Annotated in this window: 31 protein-coding genes and 1 tRNA gene; 17 read left to right on the top strand and 15 right to left on the bottom strand. The window is 67.1% G+C overall.

Annotated features, from left to right (window positions below):
* Positions 1–6 precede the first annotated feature (6 nt).
* A complete protein-coding gene (locus V6U71_RS21715; protein ID WP_411340355.1) occupies positions 7–807 on the bottom strand; it encodes a hypothetical protein in 801 nt (266 codons plus the stop codon).
* Between the two features lie 137 nt (positions 808–944).
* Here V6U71_RS21715 and V6U71_RS21710 point away from each other — a divergent pair.
* Positions 945–1,015 (top strand) — tRNA-Gly (locus V6U71_RS21710).
* On the opposite strand, the gene V6U71_RS21705 is transcribed toward V6U71_RS21710, so the two are convergent.
* From V6U71_RS21705 to V6U71_RS21640, 14 genes are all read right to left on the bottom strand, one after another.
* On the bottom strand, positions 984–2,621 hold the full coding sequence (locus V6U71_RS21705; protein ID WP_411340354.1) for a recombinase family protein: 1,638 nt from the start codon (positions 2,619–2,621) through the stop codon (positions 984–986). The two genes, V6U71_RS21710 and V6U71_RS21705, sit on opposite strands and share 32 nt — an antisense overlap.
* Positions 2,622–2,717: 96 nt before the next feature.
* Positions 2,718–3,482, bottom strand: coding sequence for a PRTRC system ThiF family protein (locus tag V6U71_RS21700; protein WP_411340353.1), 765 nt, complete (start codon positions 3,480–3,482; stop codon positions 2,718–2,720).
* Positions 3,472–4,131 carry a PRTRC system protein A gene (locus tag V6U71_RS21695; RefSeq protein WP_411340352.1) on the bottom strand — a complete coding sequence of 220 codons (660 nt, stop codon included), beginning with the start codon at positions 4,129–4,131 and terminating at the stop codon, positions 3,472–3,474. Before V6U71_RS21695 ends, V6U71_RS21700 begins: the two co-directional genes overlap by 11 nt.
* Positions 4,128–4,937, bottom strand: coding sequence for a PRTRC system protein B (locus V6U71_RS21690; protein WP_411340351.1), 810 nt, complete (start codon positions 4,935–4,937; stop codon positions 4,128–4,130). Before V6U71_RS21690 ends, V6U71_RS21695 begins: the two co-directional genes overlap by 4 nt.
* The gene (locus V6U71_RS21685) at positions 4,934–5,716 is read right to left on the bottom strand and encodes a hypothetical protein (protein WP_411340350.1); all 783 of its coding nucleotides are present in this window, start codon (positions 5,714–5,716) and stop codon (positions 4,934–4,936) included. Before V6U71_RS21685 ends, V6U71_RS21690 begins: the two co-directional genes overlap by 4 nt.
* A 199-nt stretch (positions 5,717–5,915) precedes the next feature.
* Complete coding sequence (locus V6U71_RS21680) at positions 5,916–6,128, bottom strand: hypothetical protein (protein ID WP_411340349.1); 213 nt, start codon at positions 6,126–6,128, stop codon at positions 5,916–5,918.
* 2 nt (positions 6,129–6,130) lie between these two features.
* Positions 6,131–6,337, bottom strand: coding sequence for a PRTRC system protein C (locus V6U71_RS21675; protein WP_411340348.1), 207 nt, complete (start codon positions 6,335–6,337; stop codon positions 6,131–6,133).
* A gap of 42 nt (positions 6,338–6,379) precedes the next feature.
* Positions 6,380–6,802 (bottom strand): PRTRC system protein E, encoded by a 423-nt coding sequence (locus tag V6U71_RS21670; RefSeq protein ID WP_411340347.1) that lies wholly within the window; start codon positions 6,800–6,802, stop codon positions 6,380–6,382.
* Positions 6,796–7,362, bottom strand: a complete 567-nt coding sequence (locus tag V6U71_RS21665; RefSeq protein WP_411340346.1) for a hypothetical protein — start codon at positions 7,360–7,362, stop codon at positions 6,796–6,798. Before V6U71_RS21665 ends, V6U71_RS21670 begins: the two co-directional genes overlap by 7 nt.
* On the bottom strand, positions 7,359–9,245 hold the full coding sequence (locus V6U71_RS21660) for a PRTRC system ParB family protein (protein WP_411340345.1): 1,887 nt from the start codon (positions 9,243–9,245) through the stop codon (positions 7,359–7,361). The genes V6U71_RS21665 and V6U71_RS21660 overlap by 4 nt, the downstream gene beginning before the upstream one ends.
* The gene (locus tag V6U71_RS21655) at positions 9,242–9,649 is read right to left on the bottom strand and encodes a hypothetical protein (RefSeq protein WP_411340344.1); all 408 of its coding nucleotides are present in this window, start codon (positions 9,647–9,649) and stop codon (positions 9,242–9,244) included. Before V6U71_RS21655 ends, V6U71_RS21660 begins: the two co-directional genes overlap by 4 nt.
* Entirely contained in the window at positions 9,646–9,810 is a 165-nt protein-coding gene (locus V6U71_RS21650) for a hypothetical protein (RefSeq protein ID WP_411340343.1), read from the bottom strand. Before V6U71_RS21650 ends, V6U71_RS21655 begins: the two co-directional genes overlap by 4 nt.
* Positions 9,811–10,003: 193 nt before the next feature.
* Positions 10,004–10,171 carry a hypothetical protein gene (locus V6U71_RS21645; RefSeq protein ID WP_411340342.1) on the bottom strand — a complete coding sequence of 56 codons (168 nt, stop codon included), beginning with the start codon at positions 10,169–10,171 and terminating at the stop codon, positions 10,004–10,006.
* A 93-nt stretch (positions 10,172–10,264) separates the two neighbouring features.
* Complete coding sequence (locus tag V6U71_RS21640; protein ID WP_411340341.1) at positions 10,265–10,897, bottom strand: helix-turn-helix domain-containing protein; 633 nt, start codon at positions 10,895–10,897, stop codon at positions 10,265–10,267.
* Positions 10,898–11,000: 103 nt separating this feature from the next.
* On the opposite strand from V6U71_RS21640, the gene V6U71_RS21635 reads away from it, so the two are divergent.
* The 16 genes from V6U71_RS21635 to V6U71_RS21560 all read left to right on the top strand — a co-directional run bounded on the left by V6U71_RS21635 (position 11,001) and on the right by V6U71_RS21560 (position 22,303).
* The gene (locus V6U71_RS21635) at positions 11,001–11,282 is read left to right on the top strand and encodes a helix-turn-helix domain-containing protein (RefSeq protein WP_411340340.1); all 282 of its coding nucleotides are present in this window, start codon (positions 11,001–11,003) and stop codon (positions 11,280–11,282) included.
* Positions 11,279–11,896, top strand: a complete 618-nt coding sequence (locus V6U71_RS21630) for a hypothetical protein (RefSeq protein WP_411340339.1) — start codon at positions 11,279–11,281, stop codon at positions 11,894–11,896. The genes V6U71_RS21635 and V6U71_RS21630 overlap by 4 nt, the downstream gene beginning before the upstream one ends.
* Positions 11,893–12,366 carry a hypothetical protein gene (locus tag V6U71_RS21625; RefSeq protein ID WP_411340338.1) on the top strand — a complete coding sequence of 158 codons (474 nt, stop codon included), beginning with the start codon at positions 11,893–11,895 and terminating at the stop codon, positions 12,364–12,366. Before V6U71_RS21630 ends, V6U71_RS21625 begins: the two co-directional genes overlap by 4 nt.
* Complete coding sequence (locus tag V6U71_RS21620; protein WP_411340337.1) at positions 12,363–12,845, top strand: hypothetical protein; 483 nt, start codon at positions 12,363–12,365, stop codon at positions 12,843–12,845. Before V6U71_RS21625 ends, V6U71_RS21620 begins: the two co-directional genes overlap by 4 nt.
* Positions 12,842–13,417, top strand: coding sequence for a hypothetical protein (locus V6U71_RS21615; protein ID WP_411340336.1), 576 nt, complete (start codon positions 12,842–12,844; stop codon positions 13,415–13,417). The genes V6U71_RS21620 and V6U71_RS21615 overlap by 4 nt, the downstream gene beginning before the upstream one ends.
* A complete protein-coding gene (locus tag V6U71_RS21610; RefSeq protein WP_411340335.1) occupies positions 13,414–13,908 on the top strand; it encodes a hypothetical protein in 495 nt (164 codons plus the stop codon). Before V6U71_RS21615 ends, V6U71_RS21610 begins: the two co-directional genes overlap by 4 nt.
* Before the next feature lie 28 nt (positions 13,909–13,936).
* A complete protein-coding gene (locus tag V6U71_RS21605) occupies positions 13,937–14,848 on the top strand; it encodes a DUF6551 family protein (protein WP_411340334.1) in 912 nt (303 codons plus the stop codon).
* Complete coding sequence (locus tag V6U71_RS21600) at positions 14,845–15,624, top strand: hypothetical protein (RefSeq protein ID WP_411340333.1); 780 nt, start codon at positions 14,845–14,847, stop codon at positions 15,622–15,624. The genes V6U71_RS21605 and V6U71_RS21600 overlap by 4 nt, the downstream gene beginning before the upstream one ends.
* Positions 15,621–15,911 (top strand): hypothetical protein, encoded by a 291-nt coding sequence (locus tag V6U71_RS21595; protein ID WP_411340332.1) that lies wholly within the window; start codon positions 15,621–15,623, stop codon positions 15,909–15,911. The genes V6U71_RS21600 and V6U71_RS21595 overlap by 4 nt, the downstream gene beginning before the upstream one ends.
* The gene (locus tag V6U71_RS21590) at positions 15,908–16,645 is read left to right on the top strand and encodes a hypothetical protein (protein ID WP_411340331.1); all 738 of its coding nucleotides are present in this window, start codon (positions 15,908–15,910) and stop codon (positions 16,643–16,645) included. Before V6U71_RS21595 ends, V6U71_RS21590 begins: the two co-directional genes overlap by 4 nt.
* Positions 16,645–16,854, top strand: a complete 210-nt coding sequence (locus tag V6U71_RS21585) for a hypothetical protein (RefSeq protein WP_411340330.1) — start codon at positions 16,645–16,647, stop codon at positions 16,852–16,854. Before V6U71_RS21590 ends, V6U71_RS21585 begins: the two co-directional genes overlap by 1 nt.
* Positions 16,855–16,949: 95 nt before the next feature.
* Positions 16,950–17,135, top strand: a complete 186-nt coding sequence (locus tag V6U71_RS21580; protein WP_411340329.1) for an HNH endonuclease — start codon at positions 16,950–16,952, stop codon at positions 17,133–17,135.
* The gene (locus tag V6U71_RS21575) at positions 17,132–17,860 is read left to right on the top strand and encodes a hypothetical protein (RefSeq protein WP_411340328.1); all 729 of its coding nucleotides are present in this window, start codon (positions 17,132–17,134) and stop codon (positions 17,858–17,860) included. The genes V6U71_RS21580 and V6U71_RS21575 overlap by 4 nt, the downstream gene beginning before the upstream one ends.
* Positions 17,860–18,060 carry a hypothetical protein gene (locus tag V6U71_RS21570; RefSeq protein WP_411340326.1) on the top strand — a complete coding sequence of 67 codons (201 nt, stop codon included), beginning with the start codon at positions 17,860–17,862 and terminating at the stop codon, positions 18,058–18,060. The genes V6U71_RS21575 and V6U71_RS21570 overlap by 1 nt, the downstream gene beginning before the upstream one ends.
* A complete protein-coding gene (locus tag V6U71_RS21565; RefSeq protein WP_411340325.1) occupies positions 18,060–21,401 on the top strand; it encodes a phage/plasmid primase, P4 family in 3,342 nt (1,113 codons plus the stop codon). Before V6U71_RS21570 ends, V6U71_RS21565 begins: the two co-directional genes overlap by 1 nt.
* A 347-nt stretch (positions 21,402–21,748) precedes the next feature.
* The gene (locus V6U71_RS21560; RefSeq protein WP_411340324.1) at positions 21,749–22,303 is read left to right on the top strand and encodes a hypothetical protein; all 555 of its coding nucleotides are present in this window, start codon (positions 21,749–21,751) and stop codon (positions 22,301–22,303) included.
* Positions 22,304–22,494: the final 191 nt, after the last annotated feature.

The following is a 22,494-nucleotide window of genomic DNA, read 5'->3' as shown; positions in this document are numbered from 1 at the left end:
CCAGCGTCAAGGTGCGGGCTTCAGCCAGTTGTAGAGAAAGTCCTGGATCGCAGCGCCATAGTGGCGGTCGGTGTCCGCCGCGGCGTCGTACAGCAACTGCTTGCCGCGCGGCCATTGCGGCTGTGGCAGTTTCAGCGTCGCATCGCTGTACAGGCGGATCGTATCGCGGAACGGCGCCCAGCGGTTGCCGGCGTTCGACGCCTGCCACTTCGCGGCCAGCATCGCCTGCCCCGCCGCACGCACGCGTTTGTGTAATAGCTCGGCCTGCTTCGGATCGCGCGCGTAAATGCCGGCGAGCGTCGGCCAGCCGGCGGCGTCCGGCTTTTCCCATTCACTCTGCCACATCGCGACGAGTTCGCGGGCAAAGCTCTGCATCATTCCCGGCGGGGTGGTCACCGCGGTCCTGCTCGCCTTGTCGGGCTTGCCGTCGGCGCCGAGGCGGGTGAGCTGGATCACGCGGTCCTTGGGAAAGGCGAATTCCTCGAGCAGGTCGATCTCGCCCGCATCGAGTTTGCCGTCGCGGCGGAGGTGGCGGATCACCAGCTTCGCCTCGTCCTCGCCGACATATTTGCGGTAGAGGCCGGGGTTCTTCGGGTCCTTCACCGGCGCCCATTCGGTCAGCAGGCGGAATATTTCGGGCGAGGCGACCGCGGCATCGTCGAGCGGCTTGGCATAGGCCGCCTCCCACTCGGTCGCGGGCAGCCCCTCGACCTTTGCCGTTGTGACGCCGGTCTGGGCAAGAAGGGGCTGGCAAAAGAAAAGCGACGCGGCGAGCGCGGCGCCGGACGTCAGGGTCAATCGGAACATGCTTCCTCCATCGACCCGCCGCCTGCCTATCATCCCCGCCGCGCCATGCAAGCGCAACCGGTGCGGTGGGGAAGGGGGCGGGTCGATGGAGGAAGCCATTGACCGCGGCGCCCGAAAACGGCAAAGGCGGCGGCGATGCGGGTGTAGCTCAATGGTAGAGCAGAAGCTTCCCAAGCTTACGACGAGGGTTCGATTCCCTTCACCCGCTCGCCCGTCATCGTAAAAACGGGTGCATTGGCGGTGACCGGGGTGCCGCGGGCCATGGCGACGAGGTTGGCGAGGCGGCCGACCAGTTCGATTTCCACGTCTTTCTTACCGCTTCCCGGGCGAATCGTGACATGGTCGATCAGGTTGCGCAGGACCGGGGCGAGATCGATAGCGCCCTCTGGCGTGGCCAGCACGGCCGACAGGTCGGCGACCATGCGGCGATAATCGTCGGCGATCGTCGGGTGAAGGGCGATCACATTCTCGCTGTCGATTTCGGCGAGGCCGGCGCGCAGGTCGTCGCGCTCGGCCGTCGCCTTGGCGAGCGCCTGCCGGATGTCGGCAAATTCCCCTGCCCCCGACTCGATCGCGGCGATCAGGTTCGCGATCCGCTTTTCGGCGTCGGCGACGCGGCTGCGTAGCCCAGCCTCGCGGTCGCTCGCCTCACGCGCGGCGCGGGCATAGTCGCTGCGCACGGTGCGGACGTGTTCGGCGACGACGTCGGGGTGCAGCAGCTTCGTGGTCAGCCCGGTCATCACCCGCGCCTCGAGCTCTTCATTCGATACCGTGCGGCGCATCGTGCAGACGCTGTCGCCATGTTCTCGCGTCGAGCGGCAGCCCCAGCGATTGCGCTGGATGATGACCACCGTGCCGCCGCAGGCGCCGCAGCGGACGCGGCCTGACAGCAGCCGCACGGGCCGCACCGTTGCGCGCACCGGCATGGCCGAAAGCGTCATGCGCTGCGCCTGCGCGGCCTGCCAGATATCCTCGTCGACGATCCGCAGGTCGGGCACGGCCGACACCTGCCATTCGCTTTCGGGCTGGGCCCGGATACGGACCTTGCGGGTCACCGGATCGACAACCTTGCGGGTGCGGCCGACGACCATCTCGCCCTTGTAAAGCCGGTTGCGCAGGATGCCGTCGCCGCGCTTGTTGCTGCCGTTGATCGTGTTGACGGCCCAATATTTACCCGATGGCGGCGCGACACGATCCGCGTTCAGCGATTCTGCAATCTGGCGCGCCGATCGGCCCGCGGCATATTCGGCAAAGATGCGACGGATGACGGCCGCCTGTTCGGGGTCGATCCGGCGGCGGCCGCGAAGCGCGCGCCCCGTTGCCTCGTCGATCCGGTTGTCGAGGGCATAGCCATAGGCCTTGCCCGCCGGCGCGAAGCCCTGTTGCGCGCGGCCGCGCTGACCGCGGCGGATGTTGTGGGCGTTTTCCTTGCGCTGGTGCTCGTCGATGACGCCCTTGATGCCGCCGCGCAGCGCGTCGACCTCACCATCGGCAAGCGTGAACAGGCGGGCGCCGGCGAAATTGATGCGTTCGCGGATCTGCGTCGCGTCGCCGAGGTTGCGCGCGATGCGGCTGGTCGTGTCGGCGAGCACCTGTTCGATGCCGCCCTGATCGACCCGGGCGAGCAGCGCCGCCATTTGCGGGCGCTGGCTTTCGTCGAAACCGGCGCCGCCGCCGATCGCATAGTCGGGATAAACGCCAAGGATTTCCCAGCCCTCGGCCTCGCAGCGCGCCCGGCACACCGCGACCTGGTCGTCGATCGACCGGCTATTTTGAAGGGTGCTGGAGAAGCGGGCGTAGATCAGGGTGCGCATGGTCGCGATTCGCTTTGTTGCGGGCGTCGGCCATCTTGCGCGCAACCGCGACGCGCGCAAGGGCGCGTGCGATGTCGAAGATGGCCGGATCGGGGGTCATTTGCTCGGAACGGCCTTCGGCAGCGCGATCGGGACGACCTGTCCGCTGGCGAGATTGATGAAGGCGCCGGCGTGGCGGATCGAGCCGCGGCCGAGCAGGTCGAAGAGCAGCGCGAGGGCGTGACTGGCGACGACGCGGTTGACGAACAGCGACTGGCGTTCGAGCGCCTCGGCAACCGAGCAGCTGGGCGCGTCGTCGTCGGGGGCGCTTTCGTCGGCGAGTTCGGGGAAGGACTCGAGCACGGTCGGCAGGCGCCCTTCGTCCTTGTGATAGCGGCCCTTGGGGCAGCCGAGCAGAAACTGGCCGTCGGTCGCGCGGTTGCCGAGGTCGAGCCAATAGAGCGGCGGCGAATCCCGGTCGTGCATCGCGGCGCCAATTGCGCGGCGGGCCGAGGCGGTGTCGACGCAGCTGATGACGATATCGATCTTGTCGACGCCGATCGCCGCCGGCGCGCGGCCGTGGACGGCGCGCCAGTTCAGGCCGTGGGCGATGTTGATCCGCTCGGTCAGCGTCCGCGCCTTCGAATTGCCGAGGTCGCAGCGATAGAAGGGCTGGCGGCCGAGATTGGCTTCGCTGACGATATCGTCGTCGACGACGGTGACCTGCAGCGATCGCGACGAGATCGCGCGCAGCGCGGTGTCGAGCGCCGCGAGCCCCATCAGCATCTGGGCACCATTACCGCCGCAGCCGACCAGGAGGATGTTGAGGGCGCGATCGTGAAGTCCGGGGGGCAGAAAATGCCGGTCAGGTTCAGGCTGCATCGTTGCCTCCCGCAAAGGGGCTGCGCGGCATCGGCAGGAACATGCCGCCGGCGCAGAGTCGGGAGGCGATATTCGGTCCCTTGCTCGGATCGATCAGACCGATGACTATCGCGATCTTCGTCGAGTGCGCGTCGTCGGCGTTGTCGGTTGAGCTGAAAAAGGCAGCGCCGCGGCCGTGGCTGTGGATATCGCAGATGACGTGCCAGTCGGCGGCAAGGGCCGGGGTCCGGTAGACAAGGCGCGAAGGTGTGGCTTCGTCGATCTCGGGATAATTGATGGCGAATTCCCCAGTCGCTTCGTTCCACACGACGAACGCGGCCGCTTCGTTGGGCAGCGCCGCAGCGAAATGCTCTAGGATGCGATCAAGAAAATCGGCGGGGATCAGCCCGCAGCGCAGGTCGGCTCGCGGTTCGCCGATACTGCCATAAGGAAGATGCGCGTCCAAAGGCGGCGCAACAGGCACGTCGAGCGCGAGCCACGGGCGCCGCAGGATCAGCATGACACCATCGTGCCCGACGGCAAGGCCGTGGCCGGCGCGCGCCTGGCGCAGCGCATCGATGGCGGGCGATCGGCCGCTGGGCGGTACCGGATAGGAGGGAACGGCGGCGAGCACGGCCGCGGCGGTCGGATCGTCGGCGAGAATCGTCATCGGGTGCCTCCCGCAATGAGTTTGCCAAAGGTGATCGGAGCGGGGCCGTTCGGTGGCCGACGTTCCGGGTAGAAGGGCTTCAGGCGCTTCGCCGGGAAGCGCTTTGCCTTGCGTGCGGCGAGGTCGTCCCAGAGCCGGAGCAGGCCGCCCTTGCCGGTGACCGTCAGATCCTGCCCGGGGTTGGGATGCGTCGACCAGCTATCGAATACCGCGCGTTCGTAATCGGCCATCGCCGCGATGCCGAGCGCCTTGGGCTGCGGGATGTTGCCCCAGCAAAGCTGCCCATTGAGAAAGACGTTGAGGACCGGCGAATGCAGAACGACGGTGTCGGCGCTCGGCCGCTCGCTCGCCGGCAGGGCATAGACGCCAAGGCCGCGGCGGGTGGCGACGAACAGATGCGCCGGATAGGGAAGCGGCAGGATGATGCGCTTCGTCAGCGCCTTCAGATCCTTCGGCGGCAGCTTGAGATGGAAATAGCTGGGCCGGACCTTCTCAGGCACCCACCATGCCAGCATGTCGGGATGCGCGACGAGGACGTTTTCGGGCAAAATCTCTGGCGCGGCCGACCTGCCCAGCGCCTCGGTCCATTGACGCAAGTGCGCGCGCGAGAGAGGCACGCCCGCGGCAATCACCGGCTGGCCGTCATGGTGCTCGACCGCGTGGATGCTTGCGAAGGTCTGCCCCTTCCCGCCTTCCTCGCGCCAATAATAGCGATCGGAGGGCGTATGCTCGCGATAGAGCAGGATTGCGTTCTTCAGCACGAGTCCGCCTTCAGTCGCTTCGAACTGGATGCCGTGGACGGTCATCGTGCCGGTGACCGCTTGATCGGATCGAAGTCGATCAGCTCTTGCGCGGCGACCAGCAGGTCGGCGCCGAGCTTGAGCGAGGCGAGCCAGCGGTCGACCGCCGCAACGTCTTTCAGCGGGCATATGCCGGCAATGTCGGTGAAACCCTGTTCCATGCCCATCTGGCCGATGGCGTCGAGCTCGCGCGCGAAATGGTCGAACGGCACCAGCGTCATCGATGGCAGCCAGGACCAATCTTCGGACTCCGGGATGTAGTTGCAGAGATCGTCGCGATCGAGGTGCCACGCGTTGCCGTCGGACCCCAGTTCCATAAGGGCCTTGTGGGCGCGGCGAAGGTCGCGGATTTTATCGGCAAGCTCGCGGGGCATCGCGGACAGCGGATCGGCATTCTCCGCGAGCATATAGTCGGGGCGGCGCGCGTTCATCCCCGACGGGAGTTGGTCGACCTCAATCTCGGCTTCATCGGCGCCATGCCATTCGATCAGTGCATTGCGCGCACCCTCGTCGGTGATTTCGCCGTCCCAGAAATAGTTCGAATATTCATAGAAAAGATCGACGTAGGAAAAGACCGGCAGCGCACGGTACAATGCCTTCTCCAACTCGCGATAGGCGGCAGCGCGCCAGCCGGTCGGGGCGACGGGGCCGAGCATCACGTCCTTGAGCGCGTTTGTCTTGCCGATCCAGCGCAGGTCGATCTCGCCGATCCCGTCGGAGACGATGCCCAGCGCCGGGGGCAGGCTGTCGCCGCCGTGCAGCGCAATCACGCGTAGGCCGGTCAATTCGAACGGGCGCAGGATATCAAGCGCGGCCTGCCCGAAAGCGCATTCGATCCATGTCCGCGCCTCAGGCCTGGACACGATCCGGTCGACGCCTTGGCGCGTTGCAGCCCAACGGCCGATCAGCCGGTGATGGGCGGCGAGCGGGGTATCGAAAGCAACCGGAACGTCGGGTGACAGCGCAACGGCGCGGCCCGCGATTTCAACCGAGCGGGGCGAGGTGCAGGCCCGGCGGCGGCGGGATCGGCTCGACCGGGCCGTCGCTGGTCGCGAGCGGGATACGGGCGTGGAGCGCGCGGACGTTGGCGCTGCAGGTCGGGGGTGCGAAGCTGGTGTCGTCATCGTTGCTGTCGATCCATTCGAGAAGCGATTTTCGCGGGGCGACGGTCGCGGCCGCGCGGGGGCGGCGCGCCATCGTCAGCCCTTGGTGCCGACGGCGCGGCGATATTCGGTGACGTGCGTCGTGCCGGTGACGCCGGCGTCGACCGCCTCGGCGTTGAGGATCGCCGGGTAGAGGGTCGCGTGATACTGGCGCAGGGCCTGCGGATCGCCGGCGAGGTGCGTCGGTACCGGCAGATCGATGCCGTCGTAGCGGTAGACGCGGGTGAGTTCGGTGATTTTCATTGGATGCTCCGTTCGGGGTCGAGACGAGGAAGGGCGCGCGCGTTACCAGAGGCTGGCGGGGCCGCCCGGCTTGTCGTCGGCCGGGGCGGCGGGTTCGGGCGTCTTGGCCGGGGCCGCGGCCTTCGACGGCGTCGGTGCGGGCGTCGCGGGCTTGGCCTTTTTCGAGGCGGCCGCCTTCGCATCCTCGGCCGCCTGCCGCTGCTCGGCGATCTGGTCGCCCAGTTCCTTGCGCGCGGCGAAAAGCTGGCCGAGCGCGCCGCCCTCCCCCTTCGCCAGTTCGGTGTCGATTTCGGCGGCGGTCGCAGTGATGGAGATCGGCCGCACCTCGCCCGCCTCGGGCGCGTGCTTCGCGCCTTCGGCCTTGCGCGGCATGACGGTCAGGGTGACGACGCCATCGGCGCCGGCGACGAGATCGAAGCCGAGCGAGTAGCGGGCGAGCAGCGGCAGCAAGCTGGTGATCAGCATGGGGTGGTTTCCTTTTCGGTGAGAGTGGGAGACGTTGGACTGCAAAGCTGCGCCCGTTCCTCGGGGGCTTTGAACAGTCGATAGGTCTGGCCGACGACGGCGCAGATCATCAGCAGCCGCTTGCGCTCCATGCCGTGGTAGAGATTGAGCGCGAGGCGATCGAGGCCATAGGAAGTCTCGTCGTTCATGTAATCGGCGGGACATTCCAGCCAGTAGAGCGCCTCTGATTCCGCGCCGTAGTCAGTCAGGATGTACGACAGGGTTTTGCCGCATCGCGAGCAATGCGATGCGCTCTCGCCCTCGATATCTCGGCCGCCATCGATGCCCTCGAAATAGGCATCTTCCCAATCGCTGCGACAAAATCGGTACTCTGATTCGGTGATCAGCGGACCAAGCTCGAACTCCTTGCCGCGCGCGATGATGACGCATTCGCGGCAGTAGTCAGGTCCGGCATCGCTCATGAGCCAATACTGCGGCGGCGGATTGATGGGCGGAAAAGCGCGGCAGATTTCTTCCACCCTCGCCTCCGCGCGGGCACATATCCTTTCGGCGCGGCTCACCTTCCTTCCCCCTCCGCAGTTGCGGGCTCGGCCGGGACCGGCGTGGGATTGGCGAATTCCTCGTAGGCTTCGCGGGTCGGCCAATGGCCGGTGATGATCTCGCAATTGTCGAGCAGCTCGGCGAGATCCTTGTACCCGGTGTCGCCTTCGTCGGCCGACCAACCGCCTTCGTCGTCGCGGATGAACGCTTCGGGCTCGTCGGCGTAGCGATCCTTGGCGAGGACGACGGCGGGCTGGACGTCGAGGTCGCGGATTTCCTTGCGCATCGCGTCGAGCGCGTCGGCGGGCGCGGCCGGCGTCGCATCGGGTTCGACAGCCGGTTCCGGCGCCGGGTCGGGCTCGGCCGCCGGTGCGCCGGGCGGCGGGCTGTATGCGCCGTCGAGGGTCATGACGCTGGGCAGATGCCCCGACCAGTCGAAGCCGGTGGCGTTGAGCATGCCGTCGGCGAGGCGGTCGGTCGTATTCTTCAGCAGCTTGGCGAACGCCTTTTCGCCCAGATGCGCGATCAGGCCGCATTCCTGCGCGATGAACTTCAACTCATCCTTGCCGAAGTGGGCGAGGAACGGCTGGTCGATCTTCCAAGTGTCGCGCAGATCGATGTCGAAAGCCTCGGCGATCGCGGCGACATGGCCGAAATCGACCGCATGTTTGGCGTAGGCCGTGGCGATCGCGCCCATTGCCTCGCGCTCGCGGGTCGGCGCGAGGTCGCGAACGGCGTCGATCCGGTCGCGGAAATCGAGGCGCGGGAACTTCTCGTTGACCAGCAGCCAGGCGCGCGCGGTCAGGCTGTCGGGCTTGATGTCGCCGAGCGTGCCCGACAGCGCGGCGGCGATGATGGTGACGCGCGCATGGTCGGTGTTGATTTCCAGCACCCGCGCGACCGCGGCGCGCCATGCCGTCTCGCGCACGTCGGCGAAGCGGGTGGCGATCGATGCGGCGGTGACGGCGGTCTTTTTCGGCGCGGCGGGAGTGGGCGCGGGCTTGGCTGCCGGCGCCGCGGCGGGTTCGGCCGGCGGCGTTTCCTGATCGTCGGACGGCGCCGGATCGGCGGGCGGGGTTGTCGTTTCGGCCGATCCGGTTGACGTTTCCGGCTTTTCGGTTGTCGCCGCGGCGCGCGCCTGTTCGGCAGCCTCGGTCTTGAGCTGGAAGCATCCCGGGTTCGTGCAATGGCCGTCGTCGACATGGCTTTCGAACAGCGCGCATTGCCGCGCCGAATTATATTCGCAGTTGGTGCAATCGCTCTTGTCGAACGTCGCGGCGGCGAGATTCTGCGTCACGCGCATCAGCAGCTCGCGCGTCTTGGCGACGTCGAGCCCGGCAGTCAGGATCGTATCGAGCGCCTTGTCCTGTTTGTCGCCGGGCACCGCGGCGAGCAGCTCGGCATGGCCGACCTTGATCCGGCGTTCGTCGAGCGCGACCTTGACCGCCTCCGACAGGTTGGCGAGCGCGAGGCGGCGGTCGAGCTTGGTCGTCGACCAGCCCAGCCGCTTCGCTGCCTCGGCCCGGTCGCCGCCGCAATCGGCGAGCACGCGGACCGCGGCGTCCGCCTGTTCGGTTTCCGAAGCGTCGTCGCGGATATCATTCTCGGCCATCGCCGCCGGCAGAGTTTCCTGATCGGTCAGCGGCCGGATGAAGACGGGCACGTCGGCGTCGGGCCCGAACGCTTCGAGCGCGGCGCGGTACCGGCGCCCGCCGCCGACCGTCGTGTAATTCTCCCCATCCTCCGACGGCCGGACCAGCATCGGCTGGAGCCAGCCGTGGAGCAGCAGCGAAGCGACCAGTTCGTCATGCTTCACCTTGTCGAAATAGCGGCGCGGGTTGGGCCCGGGCTGGATGCGCGACAGCGGCAGGGTCGAGGGGAAAGCGGTCGGTTCTTCGGTCATGCGGATTTCCTTTCGGATTCGAGCGCCACGCGGCGCGGGAGGTCGGCAATCAGGCGGGCGAGTTCGGCAAGGTCGTCGTGGCGGCGCGCGCCGGCGGGACTGCCGTCGTTGACCCAGTTCTTGCGCGCGCGTTCGGCGACGACGCGCAGTTCGGCGGCGGCCTGTTCGGGGGTGATGGGGATGGCGGCGACGCGGCGGTGCCCGGCGATGACCAGCGTTTCCTCGGCGAGCGCGAGGATGCCGTCCCACAGCCGTTCGTCGGGCGCCGCCGCCTGTCGCGTCGTTTCGCCGCGGGCGATCGCCTGTTCGCGGACTTCGAAGCGGCGGTACCATTCGGCGCGCGCGACGGTGGTCACCATGAAGGCGTCGAGGTGGCCGACGCGGAAGGGGGCGCGGACGGTCATGGCAGCCGCTCGCGGATTTCGATCAGCGCAGCGTCGAGCCCCGCGATAAAGCCGAGGATGATCAGCAACAGGCCCGTATCGTAGTCTGCGCGGTCGACGCCGACCGTCAGGCAGCCGGCGAGAATGAGCACGGTTCCGAACAGGCGCAGGGCGATCTTCACAGCACCTGCTCCCGCGTGTCGCGGCGCAGTTCACGGAGCCAGCCGGGGGTGCCCTTCGGGTCGAGCACGGCGCGACGCTCCGCGCGGGGCCGGTGCTCAGCGCAATGGAGCTGATAGGGTATCCGCATTGCGGTGCACCGTTGGCCTTCGCCGTTCTCCCAGGCGCAGCGGTTTACGGAGCTGTAGGCGAGGCTCACAGGTCACCGCCCAAGACGAGCAGGCCGATGACGACGTCGGCGATGATGATCGCGGCGAAGGCGAAATAGCCGATCAGCACCGCGCGGGGCATCGAAGAAATGACGGCCGCAGCCTTATCGGCGTCGCGGCCGTCGATGGGGAACAGAGCCAGCCAGTGGCGCATGAGGTTCACTCCCTGCCCGGGGATCGGGCAGGGGCGTTATTTGCATATCATGCAATATCGATCAAGAGCCTATTTGCGTATTGTGCAAACAGGCTATTCCGGGAGATATGCTCCGATCACTACGCCGACGATTTGAACCTCTTCGATGTCGTCTCCTGGCTGATCGACGCGGAAAGCCTGAAACGATGGGTTGTGCGAGCGCGGTACCAGCCATTCGATGCCATCGTCGTCGATACGATATTCTTTTACAGTGACCTCGATTTCCCCGCTGAGATTGCGCCGCTGGACGATCACCCTTCGCCCGCTCTGGATTTGAATATTCGCGTAAAATGCGACGCAGTCGAGGAACGTACCCGAGGGGTACTTTTCGCTCATGCTGTCCCCTTCGACGATCACTCCGAAGCGATCCCGCAGCGGCACATCGCTGTCGGCCCTGCCCATCATCGTAAGCCCTTGGTCCGTTATGTCCCACGCTTCGGCCCAGACGCCCGCCGCCACCTTTCCTCGTATCGGGATCTGCGGTCCCAGCGGGACCATTTTTCCATCGTCGTCTTGAAAGATGTCGGCCACCCGTGCCTCATAGGCGCGAGCAAGTTCGGGCAACCGCTCGCTCGGGATGTTCGAGCGACCGGCCTCCCAGCGGCTGACTTGGCTGACGCTACAGCCGAGCCGGTCGGCGATCACTTCTTGGGAAAGGCCAAGAGCCTCGCGTAACTGTCTGAGCATTATGCGCATTGTGCAATTATCTGAGCGCGAAGACAGCAACGCCATAGCATCATATGCAAAAATGGGGTTGACCCGCATTTGCGTATTATGCAAGTTAAGCGGCATGCGATTGAAATCCTATCTTGCACAGGACGGGAAGAGCGCGAGCAAGCTCGCCGAAGCCGTTGGCGTGGCCGTTTCGACGATCACGCGTGCCGCCGCCGGCGAGACCTTGCCCAACGCCAGCACGCGCAAGCGTATCCTCGAAGAGACCGAGGGCGAGGTCACATCTGCGGACCTGTTTGCAGAACATGAGGAATATCATGCCCGGCGGGATACCGAGGCATTGGCCGACGCGTCCACGAGACAGACGACCGAAATGTCTTGTCAGGAGGCCCGGGCATGACGTGGCTTGAGCTGACCGATCCCGGCAACGCGAATCGCCTCGCTGCTGTCATGCAGCGCGGTCAATTTGTCTGGCGCCCCGGATTTATGATGGTGCTGGAAAAGTCAGCCGCCGTCCGGGCGCGGCCGGGTGACGCGATCCGCGCGGCGCGCCTCCGCCGCAAAGGCCGCAGCCGCATCGGAGAACTGGTCCGCATCGAGTTGAATCGCGACAATTCCATCTTCGATTGCGAATCCCACCCGGTAGATTCTGTCACCTTTGAGCGACATGCCGTCCTGGATGGTGAAGGCCGACGCTGGCGTTACCGGGATATCATCGCCGCACAGGCGGCCTACCTCCGCCAAGAGGCGGACTGCGAGAGTCGTCGCACCCTCGACGCTCAGTTTGAACCCAACCTGCCCGTCGTCCTCGGAGTTTCCCCAGAGGGCGATGCCATCGGCGAATTGCTGAACGAGGGGCGCCCCGTCGCCCATGTCGTAGATGGTCCCAGCCATAATTCTCCCTTTGAAACAATGTGTCTGCGGCCCGCCAGCGAGCCAGCGGATTACGCCGAGGTCGGCGCCGTCAACATCAAGCAGGCCGATGGCGAGCCGGTCAAGGGTCGCGGCAAATGACGCGCGGGACGCCGATGCATGGCCGGATGAAGTTCGCGGCGGAAACGGCGGTCGAGCAGGCCGGCGGGGTCGATGGCGCGGCAGCGACGACCAGCCGTCACCGCTCGACCGCGGGGCGGTGGCTGAACGTCAACGATCCCGACCTGCCGACGATCGACGCGGCGGTGGCGCTGGACAAGGCGGCGATCGCCGAGGGCAAGGCGCCCGCGATTACGGCCGCGATGGCGCGCGATTTAAGGCGAGTGCTGATCGCCCTGCCCGACGTGCGCGCCGACCGTGGCAACTGGCATGCGAAGGCGGTGACGCTGACGCAGGAGCATGGCGACCTGCTGACCGGACTGCTGCGCGATCTGTCCGACCAGAAAATCAGCAAGGCCGAGGCGACGAAGCGGCGGCGCGATGTCGCCGACCTGATCGCGATCGCGGTCGAAATCGACCTGGAACTGGCCGCCATCGAGGAGGGCGAATGATGCATCACGGGGGATCGATCCGCGCGCATGGCGGACAGGGCGCGGTGGCGGGGCAGATTGCGGCGCCGCCGAAAATCGAAGCGGTGCTGCGCGGAACGACGCAGACGATTCGCGTCTGGCAGGGTTTTAGTACGGCCGAGGAATTCACGGTCGATGAGGCGCGAGCTTTGTGCGCGGCGGGCGATGCGGCGCTGATGGAGGATTATGCGCCGGCGAAGGCGCTGTTGGAACTGGACGACGTCGACGGTCGCGGGCTGATCACGCTGCGCCGCGACTGGCTGGTCGCGTTCCTGGCCGCGGTGCGGCGCGCGTTGCGCACCGTAGACACGGTGCAAGCGCTGGCGCCGAAGCCGCCGCTCGATTGCATCGACTCTGACAATGCGTCGATTTCCAAGTGCATCGACGTAGACAGCGATCCCGGCAGCTGGGAACGCCACCTGCGCCACACCGCGCCGATGCGTGAGGCACCGCGCGCGTGAAATCCGCCGCCGAATCCTATGCCTTGCCGCCGATGGCGCAGACGGCCGAGCCCGCCGCGCTGGAGGAATGGCTGAGCGATCCCGACGGTGAAGACCGGATATTGGTCGCGACGGGGCGCGTCGCGCCGAAGATGGCGCTGGCGTGGGTGCTGGTGCACCAGTGGAAGGCGGCGGGGTTCGTCGACGTCGTGACGGAGCCGGCGGGTAAGGGCGAGTGGCTGTGGATCGCGGTCCGTCAGCTTTGCGCGATGCCTGCGGCAGTCCCGGCGCGCGGGGCCAAGGGCGGGCGCAGCGCCGAGCCGCAGGCGCCCGACGGGACGCCGGTCAGCGATCATATCCTGCGCGCGATCAAGCGGGCGGCGAACATGGGGCAGCCGGCGCCCTCGCTGGCGGTGCTGGCGAAGGGCGCGGGAATGAAGGCGCCGGCGAACGCGAAATATTATGTCGACCGGTTGAAGGTCGCCGGCAAGATCGGGGTCGAGGCGAAGGTGTTCGCGGGCGGCGAGCGGCGGCGGTACCGGATCCTCGACGCCAATGGGACCGTGCTGAAGCAAACGGAGTGGAGCCGGTGACGGCGGCGCATCGCAAACCCGAGGTCGCGCCGCGGCTGTTCGACTGGCTGATTGCGGCGAGCGACGCCGACGGGCGGCTGGAAATGAGCACGCGGACGATGGCCCAGGCGCTGTCGATCGGATCGTCGACCGTCGAGCATCTGATGGCGCGGTGGAAACCGCTGGGTGCGGTCCGCGTCGTGCGGCGCGGCGGACCCTATGGCCCGTCGATCTGGATGATCGACGCGGCCTTGCGCGACGAGGCGGCCGCCTGCGCGGCGGTGCATCCGAGCCATATCGGCCGCCACCGGTCGGGCGGCGGGCCCGCCGTCTATGTCAGCACGATCGATCCGCCGATGCGCGAGACCGCGCCGGTTTCGACGCGGTGCCCGCGGTGCGAATTGCCGCCGGGGCACGCGCTGTGCGCGCACGGCTGGGACGGGGTGATGACGCGGATGCAGCGGCGCGATGCGCAGGCGGCGGCCGCCCATGAACTGCGGAGGGCGTCGTGACCGCGCGGCGCCAGATTGGGAGAGTGAGATGAGCCGACCCGCGACCGACCGGCTGAAGGTCAATCCGCCGCTGGGCATCATGCCCGTGCTGCAATTCGCGCTGCCGTCGCAGCTGAGCAGCGATCCCGCCTATCAGCGGTCGATCGACAACAGCCCGTCGCAGACGTTGATCCGCCGGATCGCGCAACATTGGGACTGGTCGCTGTGCCTGCCGCTGGTCGTATCGCGGCGCCCGGGGTCAAGTGAACTTTTCGTCATCGACGGCCAGCACCGGCTGGCGGCGGCGCGGCTGCGCAGCGATATCGCGCAATTGCCGTGCGTCGTGCTGGACATGGCCGACAAGGCCGACGAAGCGGCGGCGTTCGTCCATCTGAACCAGCAGCGCCGCGCGCTGAGCAAGCTGGATATTTTCAAGGCCGCAGTCGCGTCGGGCGACAGCGAGTCGACGGCGATCGTCGCGGCACTGACCGAGGCGGGGCTGTCGGTCGCGCCGCACAGCAACCCGACGGCGTGGAAGCCGGGACAGGTCAGCAATATCGGCGGGATCGAGGCGGCGTGGCGTCAGCATGGCGCGACGCGGACGCGCGCGGCGCTGGTGGTGATGGCGCGCGGCCTGGAGGGCCAGGTGCTGCAATATGCCGGCACGATTTTCCCCGGTGTCGCGGCGCTGGTCGTGTCGCTGACGGTCAAGCGCGACCCGCTGATCTGGATGCACGGCGACGAGGCCGACATGGTCGCCGAGATGATCGGCGAAACGACGCAGGTCGAATGGCGGCGGCTGGTCGCGGTGGCGCGCGGCAACGATCCGGCGCTGCGTTTCGGGCAGGCGAGCGCGAAGGTGATCGGCGATGCCTGGGCCGAGCTGATCGCGGCACTCGCCGGCGATGATGAGGATGACGACGACAAGGCTGCATTCGAGCGCGCGGGGGTGACGGCGTGAGCGCGAATCCGCATTCTGTCGGCGACCGGGTTCGCCACGTTCGCACGTCCAAGGTCGGCACCATTGTCGAACTTCACCTCCCGGGCTGGGTTGATTGGCTGCCCGATGATCATGACGGCCCCTCGGGCAGCGCGATCCGTACCGACCCATCGAACCTTGTTGCCGTCGATGCCGAAGAAGATGATCGTAGCTGGCTTGCCACCAGCATCGATCGCATTGACGCGATGGACGAAGGCGGCTGCCCGCCGCATTGTTGCTGCTGCGGCCCGGGCGAGCCTTGTTGCGATTGCGGCATGATCATGCCCGCGGTCGACGAGGTCGAACGCGCGGTGCTGAAGGAGGTCTGGGTCGACTTTCTCGACGCCAATCCCGACGAGCTGACATCGCCGGAAGATACGCCCGATCACGCTCTCGTCAGCCTCGACAATTTCGTTGCGCTTTTCGAAGAGGCGCGGGCGCGAACGGGACCCGCGTCGATCCACGCGTTGAGCTCGGCATTCCGCCGCATGGACACTTGGGATCGCCGCGACGAGACGGTGCTATTGCTCGTCGATTACAGCGATGGCGACCACCCGCTCGATGACGCGCGCTTCGCAATTACCGTCGGCCATAACAACGATCACAACGTCGGCGATGACGAGAGGCTAGGCTGGCTATTCGCCGGTTGGTGTTGGTCGCACGACCATTATGTGCAGGGGAAAGGGACGCCGGTCGGGTGGATGCCGATGCCGCATCACCTCGCCACCGCTCTCGAAAAGGGAGGCACCGCGTCGTGAGCGATTTCATGCTCAACGAGCACGGCCTTTGGTGCCCCTCGTGCGGCGAATGCATCGCCCCGGGGCAGCTCGACGAGGATTTCACCGAACCCGATGAATGCCGTTGCTGCGGATATCCCGACGCCGAGGCGGTCGCCGATTATCATGTCGGCGATGACGAAGGCTGCTCGAACTGTGCCGGCGAGGGCGTGGTCTACGATTGTTTCGAGGAATATGCGTGCGTCGACCCCGAAGGCGGATGCGACCTTTGCGAGCGGCGGTGCGACTGGTGCGGAGGCAAGGGATGACGACCGCCTCAACCCTGCGCCGCTTTGGCACCGCCATACCCAAGGGCCGCGGCATCGTCGTGTCGGCGCTGCATCCGGCGAGCCGGTCGGCGCGGACGCTGTTCCCGACGCGCGTGTTCGATCCGCATGAGGTCGACCGGGTGCTGAAGGATGGGCACCAGAGCCGCAAGATCGGCAAGACGGTGATGAAAGGCCATCGCAAGGGCTGGCCGATCTATACGCTGACGCTGGAGGAACGGGCGAGTTGCCCGCGCGCCTGCGCGGCATGGGCGATCTGTTACGGCAACAATATGCAGGCGGCCGAGCGCATCGTGCACGGCGACGCGCTGGTGCACCGGCTGGAGCGCGAGCTGGCCGACCTGCAGGCCGCGCACCCGGGGGGCTTCCTGATCCGGCTGCACATCCTCGGCGATTTCTGGTCGATCGGCTATGTCGGCGCGTGGCGAGAGTGGCTCGACCGCTTTCCGGCGCTGGCGGTGTTCGGCTTTACCGCGCATCCACCCGGATCGGCAATCGGCGGCGCGATTATGTGCGTGCTGCGCGACTATGCGGAGCGCTGGCACGTCCGTTTTTCGGGCGCGCCAAACGAATTCATGGCCGCGCGCGTCGTCGAACCGGGGACGGTCGATCCCGACGCGATCCTGTGCCCGGCGCAGACGGGCGCCACCGATTGTTGCGCGACCTGCGCGCTCTGCTGGCAGAGCGACCGCAGCATCGCGTTCAGGCCGCATTGATGGCGGGCGCGGAAACCCCCGCGGCCGTGTCGCCGCTGTCGTTCGCGGAGGCCGAGGCGATCGGCGCTGCCTGTTTCGACCGCTGGGAGAAGATGGCGGGCGAAGGATCGGCGCCGTTGACGCGCGAGGATATGGGCTGGGCCGATCTGGTCCAGTTCGTCTGGCGCAGCGGCATGGCGGCGATCGCCGAGCGGAGCCCCGCGACGTGAGCTCGACGCGACGCCTTCAGTCGGCGCGTAAGCGCTTGTGGCGCCAGCAGCACGGCCGATGCTTTTACTGCCGCGTCTGGTGCATTTTTCGGCGGGTGAAGCCGGGCAAGGTGCCGCCGCGCAACCTTGCGACCTTTGATCATGTCGTCCCCCGCGGGCTCGGCGGCGCGTTTGCGCCGTCGAGCAACGGGGTGATGGCCTGCCTGTCGTGCAACAATCGCCGGCAGACGATGCCGGTCGAGGAATTTCGGGCGCTGATCGCCGCGGAGCAGGCGCGATGACAGGCCAGAACCGATCATCGGCGGTGATGCAGCAGCGGAGCGAGCCGCATGATTCGCTCGACGATTTCCCGACCCCGCCGTGGGCGACGCGGGCGCTGTGCGAATTCCTGCGGCAGCAGGGCTTCGACCTGTCGGCGGCGGTTTGCCGGGAGCCCTGCGCGAACCGCGGTTACATGGTCAGGCCGTTGCTCGAGCAATTCGGCGTCGTGCTCGCCAGCGATATCTTCGATTATGGCGCCGGCTTTATGGTGCGCGATTATCTGTTCGGGCCCGACGCGGATGAAGACGAGGTCGACTGGACTTTCATCAATCCGCCGTTCCGGCTGGCGCAGGAATTTATCGAGCGCGCCTTGCGGCTGAGCAAGATCGGCGTGGTCGTCATCGCCCGCAGCGCCTTTTCGGAAGGCCAGGACCGCGCGGCATCGCTGTTCCTCGACCGCCCGCCCAGCTTCGAACTGCAATTCAGCGAACGCGTCGTGATGCTGAAAGGCCGGCTGGTCCGGTCGGGCGCGGTCGATCCGTTCGCCGACGTGCCGGGAAAGAAGGCGTCGACCGCGACAAGCTATTCGGCGTTCGTGTGGCTGACCCGCGACGCGGCGCCCGCCGACACGCGCAAGCGCTGGATCGCGCCGTGCCGCCTGCGGCTGGAGCGGCCGGGCGACTATCCCGACTACCCGGTCGCGGTGCCGAGCGACCGCGGGCTGTTCGCGGAAGGGGCCGCGTGATGGCAACGTCGGCGGCAGCCTCTGACCTTGGTCCCGCGCTGCCGCCGCTTTGCATGCTGCGGTCGACGGCGAACGAGGCGTATCAGCTGGTGCAGATCCTGCAGCACAGCATCGGCACCGGCGATCACCTGCGTGCGGGCCGAACCTATGAAAAACTGAAAGCGCTCTTCGGTTCGGTCGAACCGCCGGCGGGGGGATAATGACGGAAAATCGCCAGAATTTGCCGCGTCTCGCGGAAGGGGCGACCTTGCCCGAAGCGGCCTCGGCGTGGGCGGCGGCGGGGTGGCGGGTGCATCCCTGCTCGCCCGAAACGAAGCGGCCGTTCCTGGCCGCCGACATCGACAAGGATACCGGAAAGAAGATCAAGTCGACCGGCGGCGTGTCGAAGGCGTCGGCCGACGCCGATCTGGTCGCGGGCTGGTGGAAGAAATGGCGCCACGCGCTGATCGGCGTCGCGATGGGCGACGACCGCGTGTTCGTCGTCGATTTCGATCCGCGCCACGATGACGACACCGGCGAGGAATGGACGCTCGACCGGCTGAAGGCCGATACCGAAGCGATGATGGGGTGCGCGCTGCCGCTGAGCGTCACGTCGCGCACGCCGTCGGGCGGCACGCATTTGTGGCTGCGCTGGCCCGACGACGGCGGCGATCCTATCCGCAACAGCGGCAGCCTGCCCAAGCATGTCGATGTGCGCGGCGAGGGCGGATATGTCATCGTGCCGCCGGGCACGATGGGGTCGAAAGCCGACAATCCGGGCGGGCGGTACCGCTGGCTGAAGGATCGGGCGCCGCACGAGATTGCGATCGCCGAAGCGCCGGCGGAGCTGGTCGCGCTGCTGCGGACCAAGCCGCAGACCGACAAGAAGGCGGCCGAATCCGATCGCCGGCGCGCCCCGCGTCCTCCGCGGGCGCAGAGCGACGCCCAGTTCGAAGCGCAGCGTAAATATGCGCTATCGGCGCTCGACAGCATTTGCCGCGATATCCGTCAGCCGGGCGGCGCGGGCAATTTCGGCCGCAACGACACGCTGAACGCCGGCGCCTATGCCGCGGCGGCCCTCGTCGCCGCCGGCGTGCTCGACGAGGGCATGGCGCGCGCGGCGATCGACGCGGCCGCCAAGGCGAACCCGGGCCGCGACGATCCCGTGCAGCTCGAGGCGACGCTGAACAGCGGGTGGACCAAGGGATACGCCAATCCAAAGGATCTGAGCGCCATCGGTGCGCGCGCGACCGGGCGGCCGATGCGGCCCGACTGGGTTCGCGATGATTTGTCGACGGCCGTCGCCTCGGCGCAAGCCGCTGGTCACTCGCCGTCCCCGGTCACCGCCCCGCACCCCGCGCTGAGCGCTGGATTTTCGCCCACCCTTCCAGACGGAAGGGACGTCAAACCGCCCAGCAGCGGCGAGGGGGTGGCGATGCTGCGGCGCGGCATGGCGTGGGCCAGCGGTCGCCTTGCCGCACGCGAGGCCTATGACGACAGCGTCCAGCAGCGCGAGGCGCGCGAAAAGCTGGCGTACAGCATCGGGCGACGCGCCGCAGGCGGACTGATACCGGCGATCGTCGCGACAATCGCGGTCGCGGTGCTGGCGGACGGCCTCGGCGGCGAGGCATTCGATTGGCCCGTCACGCGGCCCGACGAGCTCGGCGGCGCATCGCTGCACGCGCGCAAGGTCTGGGAAGCGGCGGCCGCCGGGATGCAGCGGCCCGCCGACCCGGGCAAATGGCTGACCGACCTGCGCTGCGCGCCTTTGCCGATGACCGACATGGGCAATGCCGAACGATTCGTCGCGCGGTTCGGCGACGATTACCGGTTCACGACCGCCAAGGGCTGGATGGGCTGGGACGGAAAGCGCTGGCATATCCTCGACCAGGAGAATGACGTCACGCCCGCTGTCGTGATGGCCGCGGTCTTTGCGACGGTGCGGGCAATACAGGACGAAGCGGCGGCGGTGCGAACCAGCGGGATGATGCCGCGCGAGTCGATGCCGTCGCGCATCGCCCTGCAGCGGACGCTCGACCACGCGCGCGTCGACGAGCTGCTGGTGCGCACGGTCGCCGGCGAGCTGATGTGGATCAGCGAGGAACTGGACGACGACGGCGAGGCGCGGCTGGTGACGCGGCCCGCCGATGTCTTGGATGCCGAGGCGCGGCACGACAAGGTCATCCAGATCAAGTCGAGCGGCGAGGTCGTGCTGCTGTCCGACAAGCTGTCGCAGCACGGCCGCGCGAGCGAGGGATCGTCGCGGCTGTCGTGCATCGCGAACCTCGCCAAGCGCTGGCTGACGGTGTCGATCGAGGATTTCGATACCGATCCGTTCGCGATCAACTGTGCCAATGGCACGGTGCGGCTGACGCGCGAGCGCGACGCCGCCGGCGTGATGCGGGCGCAGGCGGTGCTGGTGCCGCACAATCGCGCCGACCTGATTTCGAAACTGGCGCCGGTCGACTATGACCCCGACGCGCCGGCGGTGATTTACGACGCGATGATGGAATGGGCCCAGCCCGATCCCGCGATGCGCCGATATCTGCACCAGTGGGGCGGATATTCGACGAGCGGCCATGTCGGCGAGCAGAAGCTGCAATTCTGGTACGGCCGCGGCGCGAACGGCAAATCGACGGTAATCGATGCGTGGGCGGGGACGATCGGCGATTATGCCGGGACGATCCAGATCGACACCTTCCTCGATCAGGGGCTGAAGAAACGCGGCGACGCGGCGACGCCCGATCTTGCCCGCCTCGGCGGCGTGCGGATGCTGCGCGCGAGCGAGCCCGAGCGCGGCGCCAAGCTGAACGAAGCGCTGGTGAAGGCGGCGACGGGCGGCGAGCCGATGGCGGTGCGCGCGCTGCACAAGGGCTTTTTCGACCTGCGGCCGCAATTCAAGCTGACGATCGGCGGCAATTACAAGCCCGACGTGCCGGGAACCGACGAAGGAATCTGGCGGCGTATCAAGCTGGTGCCGTGGGACAGCTTCCTTGCCGAGCATGAGCGCGACGAGGATATGCCGACGAAGCTGAAGGCCGAATATAGCGGCATCCTGACGCGCCTGGTCGCGGGGCTGCTCGACTGGATGGCGAATGGCTTCATCGAGCCGAAGGCGGTCACCGATGCGACGGCCGACTATCGCGACGACAGCGATCCCCTCGCCCGATTCCTGCGCATGTGCGTCGAGGTGACCGGGCAGGAAGGCGACCGCGTGCAATCGTCGGTGCTGCACAACGTCTTTTGCGCGTGGGCCAAGGCCGCGGGCGAATATGACTGGAAGAACAAGCGGTTCACTCTGGAGATGAAGGCCAAGGGCTTCAAGAACAAGCAATCGAACGGGATGCAGTTCCTGGGGCTCAGGCTGATCAAGGATGTCAGCGACTTCATCGATGCCGACGGGCGGGTGATCCAGTTGCACGACGATGTCACCGGCGATGGCGGGGGCGATTTCGGCAGCCTCGACGCGGCCGCGGCTGCGCACGCGGCCCGGGATCGCTCCGACGACGATGATTATGACGACGGGTTCGCCGCGCGGCAGCCGTGGCAGGACCGCGACTGATGCCCGCTCCCTCGCCCCCTTGGCGCGGCTGCGCCGCCATCGCCAACCTTCCAACATGGAATGGTCGTGGAAGCTTCGCGGAAGGGCCGGGGCGCGGATTTGTGCGGCTTTGGAAGGTTTGGAGGGGTGCGCCGCATGTTTTCCTCACATGCATGTGCGTGCGCAGGCGCAGGCGCAGGCGCATGTGCGAGGACAATATAACGATAACCCTTCCAATCCTTCCAAAAGAGAAAAGGAATAGAATAAATGGTTGATTATAAAGGCAATGATGGCGGAGGGGTGGCCAGTGGTTCGGTTCCACACGGTTCCGTCGTGGCCGGCGATCCTTCCAAACGGGCAGAACGGCCATGGTGAGCGTGCGCCGATCGGGAATGGCCGCGTTGGCGGTGCGGATCGATGCGGCGCCGGTCGCTCTCGACGTGCCGCACGGGCGCGAAGCACTGGAGGCGGCGATGGCCGAGGCGGTGCGGCTGTCGTGGATGCTGTCGGACCGCACCGGGTCGTCACCCTTCGCCAGCGATGGGCCGTGGCACCTGATGACACGCGATGCGCGGGCGGGCGACTATGACGCCCGCGGCGGCGACATGGACGATGCACCGGCGCCGCGCGATACGCTGAGCGTTGTCGACATGGCGCTGATCGAAAGGCTCGGCGGGTGGCTGTCGCTGCTGGCGCGTCGTCCGCGGCGCGGGCGCGAGCGCGCCGATGCGGTGTCCGACGGGGCGATCGTCGCAGCGGTGATGCGGCAATATGCGACGGGGCGGTCGCAGGTGGACTGGGGCCGGGTGCTCAAGGCCGTCGGGCTGGACCGGGGCAAGGGTGCGGTCGAAAAGCAATATGGTCGGGCGATGGACTGGCTGTCCGCTGAGGTGGCAAAAGGACGGTCGGGTCGTAGGGTGTGATGATGCGCAGCCTTCGCCATTCCTCTCCCCTATTAGGCAAGGCACTGAGAAACAGCCCTAAACATGGTCAAGGGCTAAAGGTGTTTAGCCCCCTCAAATTTCTTACGTCGGAATATGGGCGGATAATGCTACATCGGACAGGCATCGTGGTGACGGTGCGCCCAGGCGACGGGGCGCACCTCCATCGGCGA

The sequence above is a fragment of the Sphingopyxis sp. J-6 genome, assembly GCF_046603995.1.
GTDB lineage: Bacteria > Pseudomonadota > Alphaproteobacteria > Sphingomonadales > Sphingomonadaceae > Sphingopyxis.
Note: the sequence above shows the minus strand (reverse complement) of the source record. Positions and strands in the feature narration are given on the sequence as shown.

Coding starts and splice junctions, on each gene's coding strand:
- V6U71_RS21715 (WP_411340355.1), bottom strand. CDS start 807: ATGTTCCGATTGACCCTGACGTCCGGCGCCGCGCTCGCCGCGTCGCTT.
- V6U71_RS21705 (WP_411340354.1), bottom strand. CDS start 2,621: ATGCGCACCCTGATCTACGCCCGCTTCTCCAGCACCCTTCAAAATAGC.
- V6U71_RS21700 (WP_411340353.1), bottom strand. CDS start 3,482: ATGCAGCCTGAACCTGACCGGCATTTTCTGCCCCCCGGACTTCACGAT.
- V6U71_RS21695 (WP_411340352.1), bottom strand. CDS start 4,131: ATGACGATTCTCGCCGACGATCCGACCGCCGCGGCCGTGCTCGCCGCC.
- V6U71_RS21690 (WP_411340351.1), bottom strand. CDS start 4,937: ATGACCGTCCACGGCATCCAGTTCGAAGCGACTGAAGGCGGACTCGTG.
- V6U71_RS21680 (WP_411340349.1), bottom strand. CDS start 6,128: ATGGCGCGCCGCCCCCGCGCGGCCGCGACCGTCGCCCCGCGAAAATCG.
- V6U71_RS21675 (WP_411340348.1), bottom strand. CDS start 6,337: ATGAAAATCACCGAACTCACCCGCGTCTACCGCTACGACGGCATCGAT.
- V6U71_RS21670 (WP_411340347.1), bottom strand. CDS start 6,802: ATGCTGATCACCAGCTTGCTGCCGCTGCTCGCCCGCTACTCGCTCGGC.
- V6U71_RS21660 (WP_411340345.1), bottom strand. CDS start 9,245: ATGACCGAAGAACCGACCGCTTTCCCCTCGACCCTGCCGCTGTCGCGC.
- V6U71_RS21655 (WP_411340344.1), bottom strand. CDS start 9,649: ATGACCGTCCGCGCCCCCTTCCGCGTCGGCCACCTCGACGCCTTCATG.
- V6U71_RS21645 (WP_411340342.1), bottom strand. CDS start 10,171: ATGCGCCACTGGCTGGCTCTGTTCCCCATCGACGGCCGCGACGCCGAT.
- V6U71_RS21640 (WP_411340341.1), bottom strand. CDS start 10,897: ATGCTCAGACAGTTACGCGAGGCTCTTGGCCTTTCCCAAGAAGTGATC.
- V6U71_RS21635 (WP_411340340.1), top strand. CDS start 11,001: ATGCGATTGAAATCCTATCTTGCACAGGACGGGAAGAGCGCGAGCAAG.
- V6U71_RS21630 (WP_411340339.1), top strand. CDS start 11,279: ATGACGTGGCTTGAGCTGACCGATCCCGGCAACGCGAATCGCCTCGCT.
- V6U71_RS21625 (WP_411340338.1), top strand. CDS start 11,893: ATGACGCGCGGGACGCCGATGCATGGCCGGATGAAGTTCGCGGCGGAA.
- V6U71_RS21620 (WP_411340337.1), top strand. CDS start 12,363: ATGATGCATCACGGGGGATCGATCCGCGCGCATGGCGGACAGGGCGCG.
- V6U71_RS21605 (WP_411340334.1), top strand. CDS start 13,937: ATGAGCCGACCCGCGACCGACCGGCTGAAGGTCAATCCGCCGCTGGGC.
- V6U71_RS21590 (WP_411340331.1), top strand. CDS start 15,908: ATGACGACCGCCTCAACCCTGCGCCGCTTTGGCACCGCCATACCCAAG.
- V6U71_RS21585 (WP_411340330.1), top strand. CDS start 16,645: ATGGCGGGCGCGGAAACCCCCGCGGCCGTGTCGCCGCTGTCGTTCGCG.
- V6U71_RS21575 (WP_411340328.1), top strand. CDS start 17,132: ATGACAGGCCAGAACCGATCATCGGCGGTGATGCAGCAGCGGAGCGAG.
- V6U71_RS21570 (WP_411340326.1), top strand. CDS start 17,860: ATGGCAACGTCGGCGGCAGCCTCTGACCTTGGTCCCGCGCTGCCGCCG.
- V6U71_RS21565 (WP_411340325.1), top strand. CDS start 18,060: ATGACGGAAAATCGCCAGAATTTGCCGCGTCTCGCGGAAGGGGCGACC.
- V6U71_RS21560 (WP_411340324.1), top strand. CDS start 21,749: ATGGTGAGCGTGCGCCGATCGGGAATGGCCGCGTTGGCGGTGCGGATC.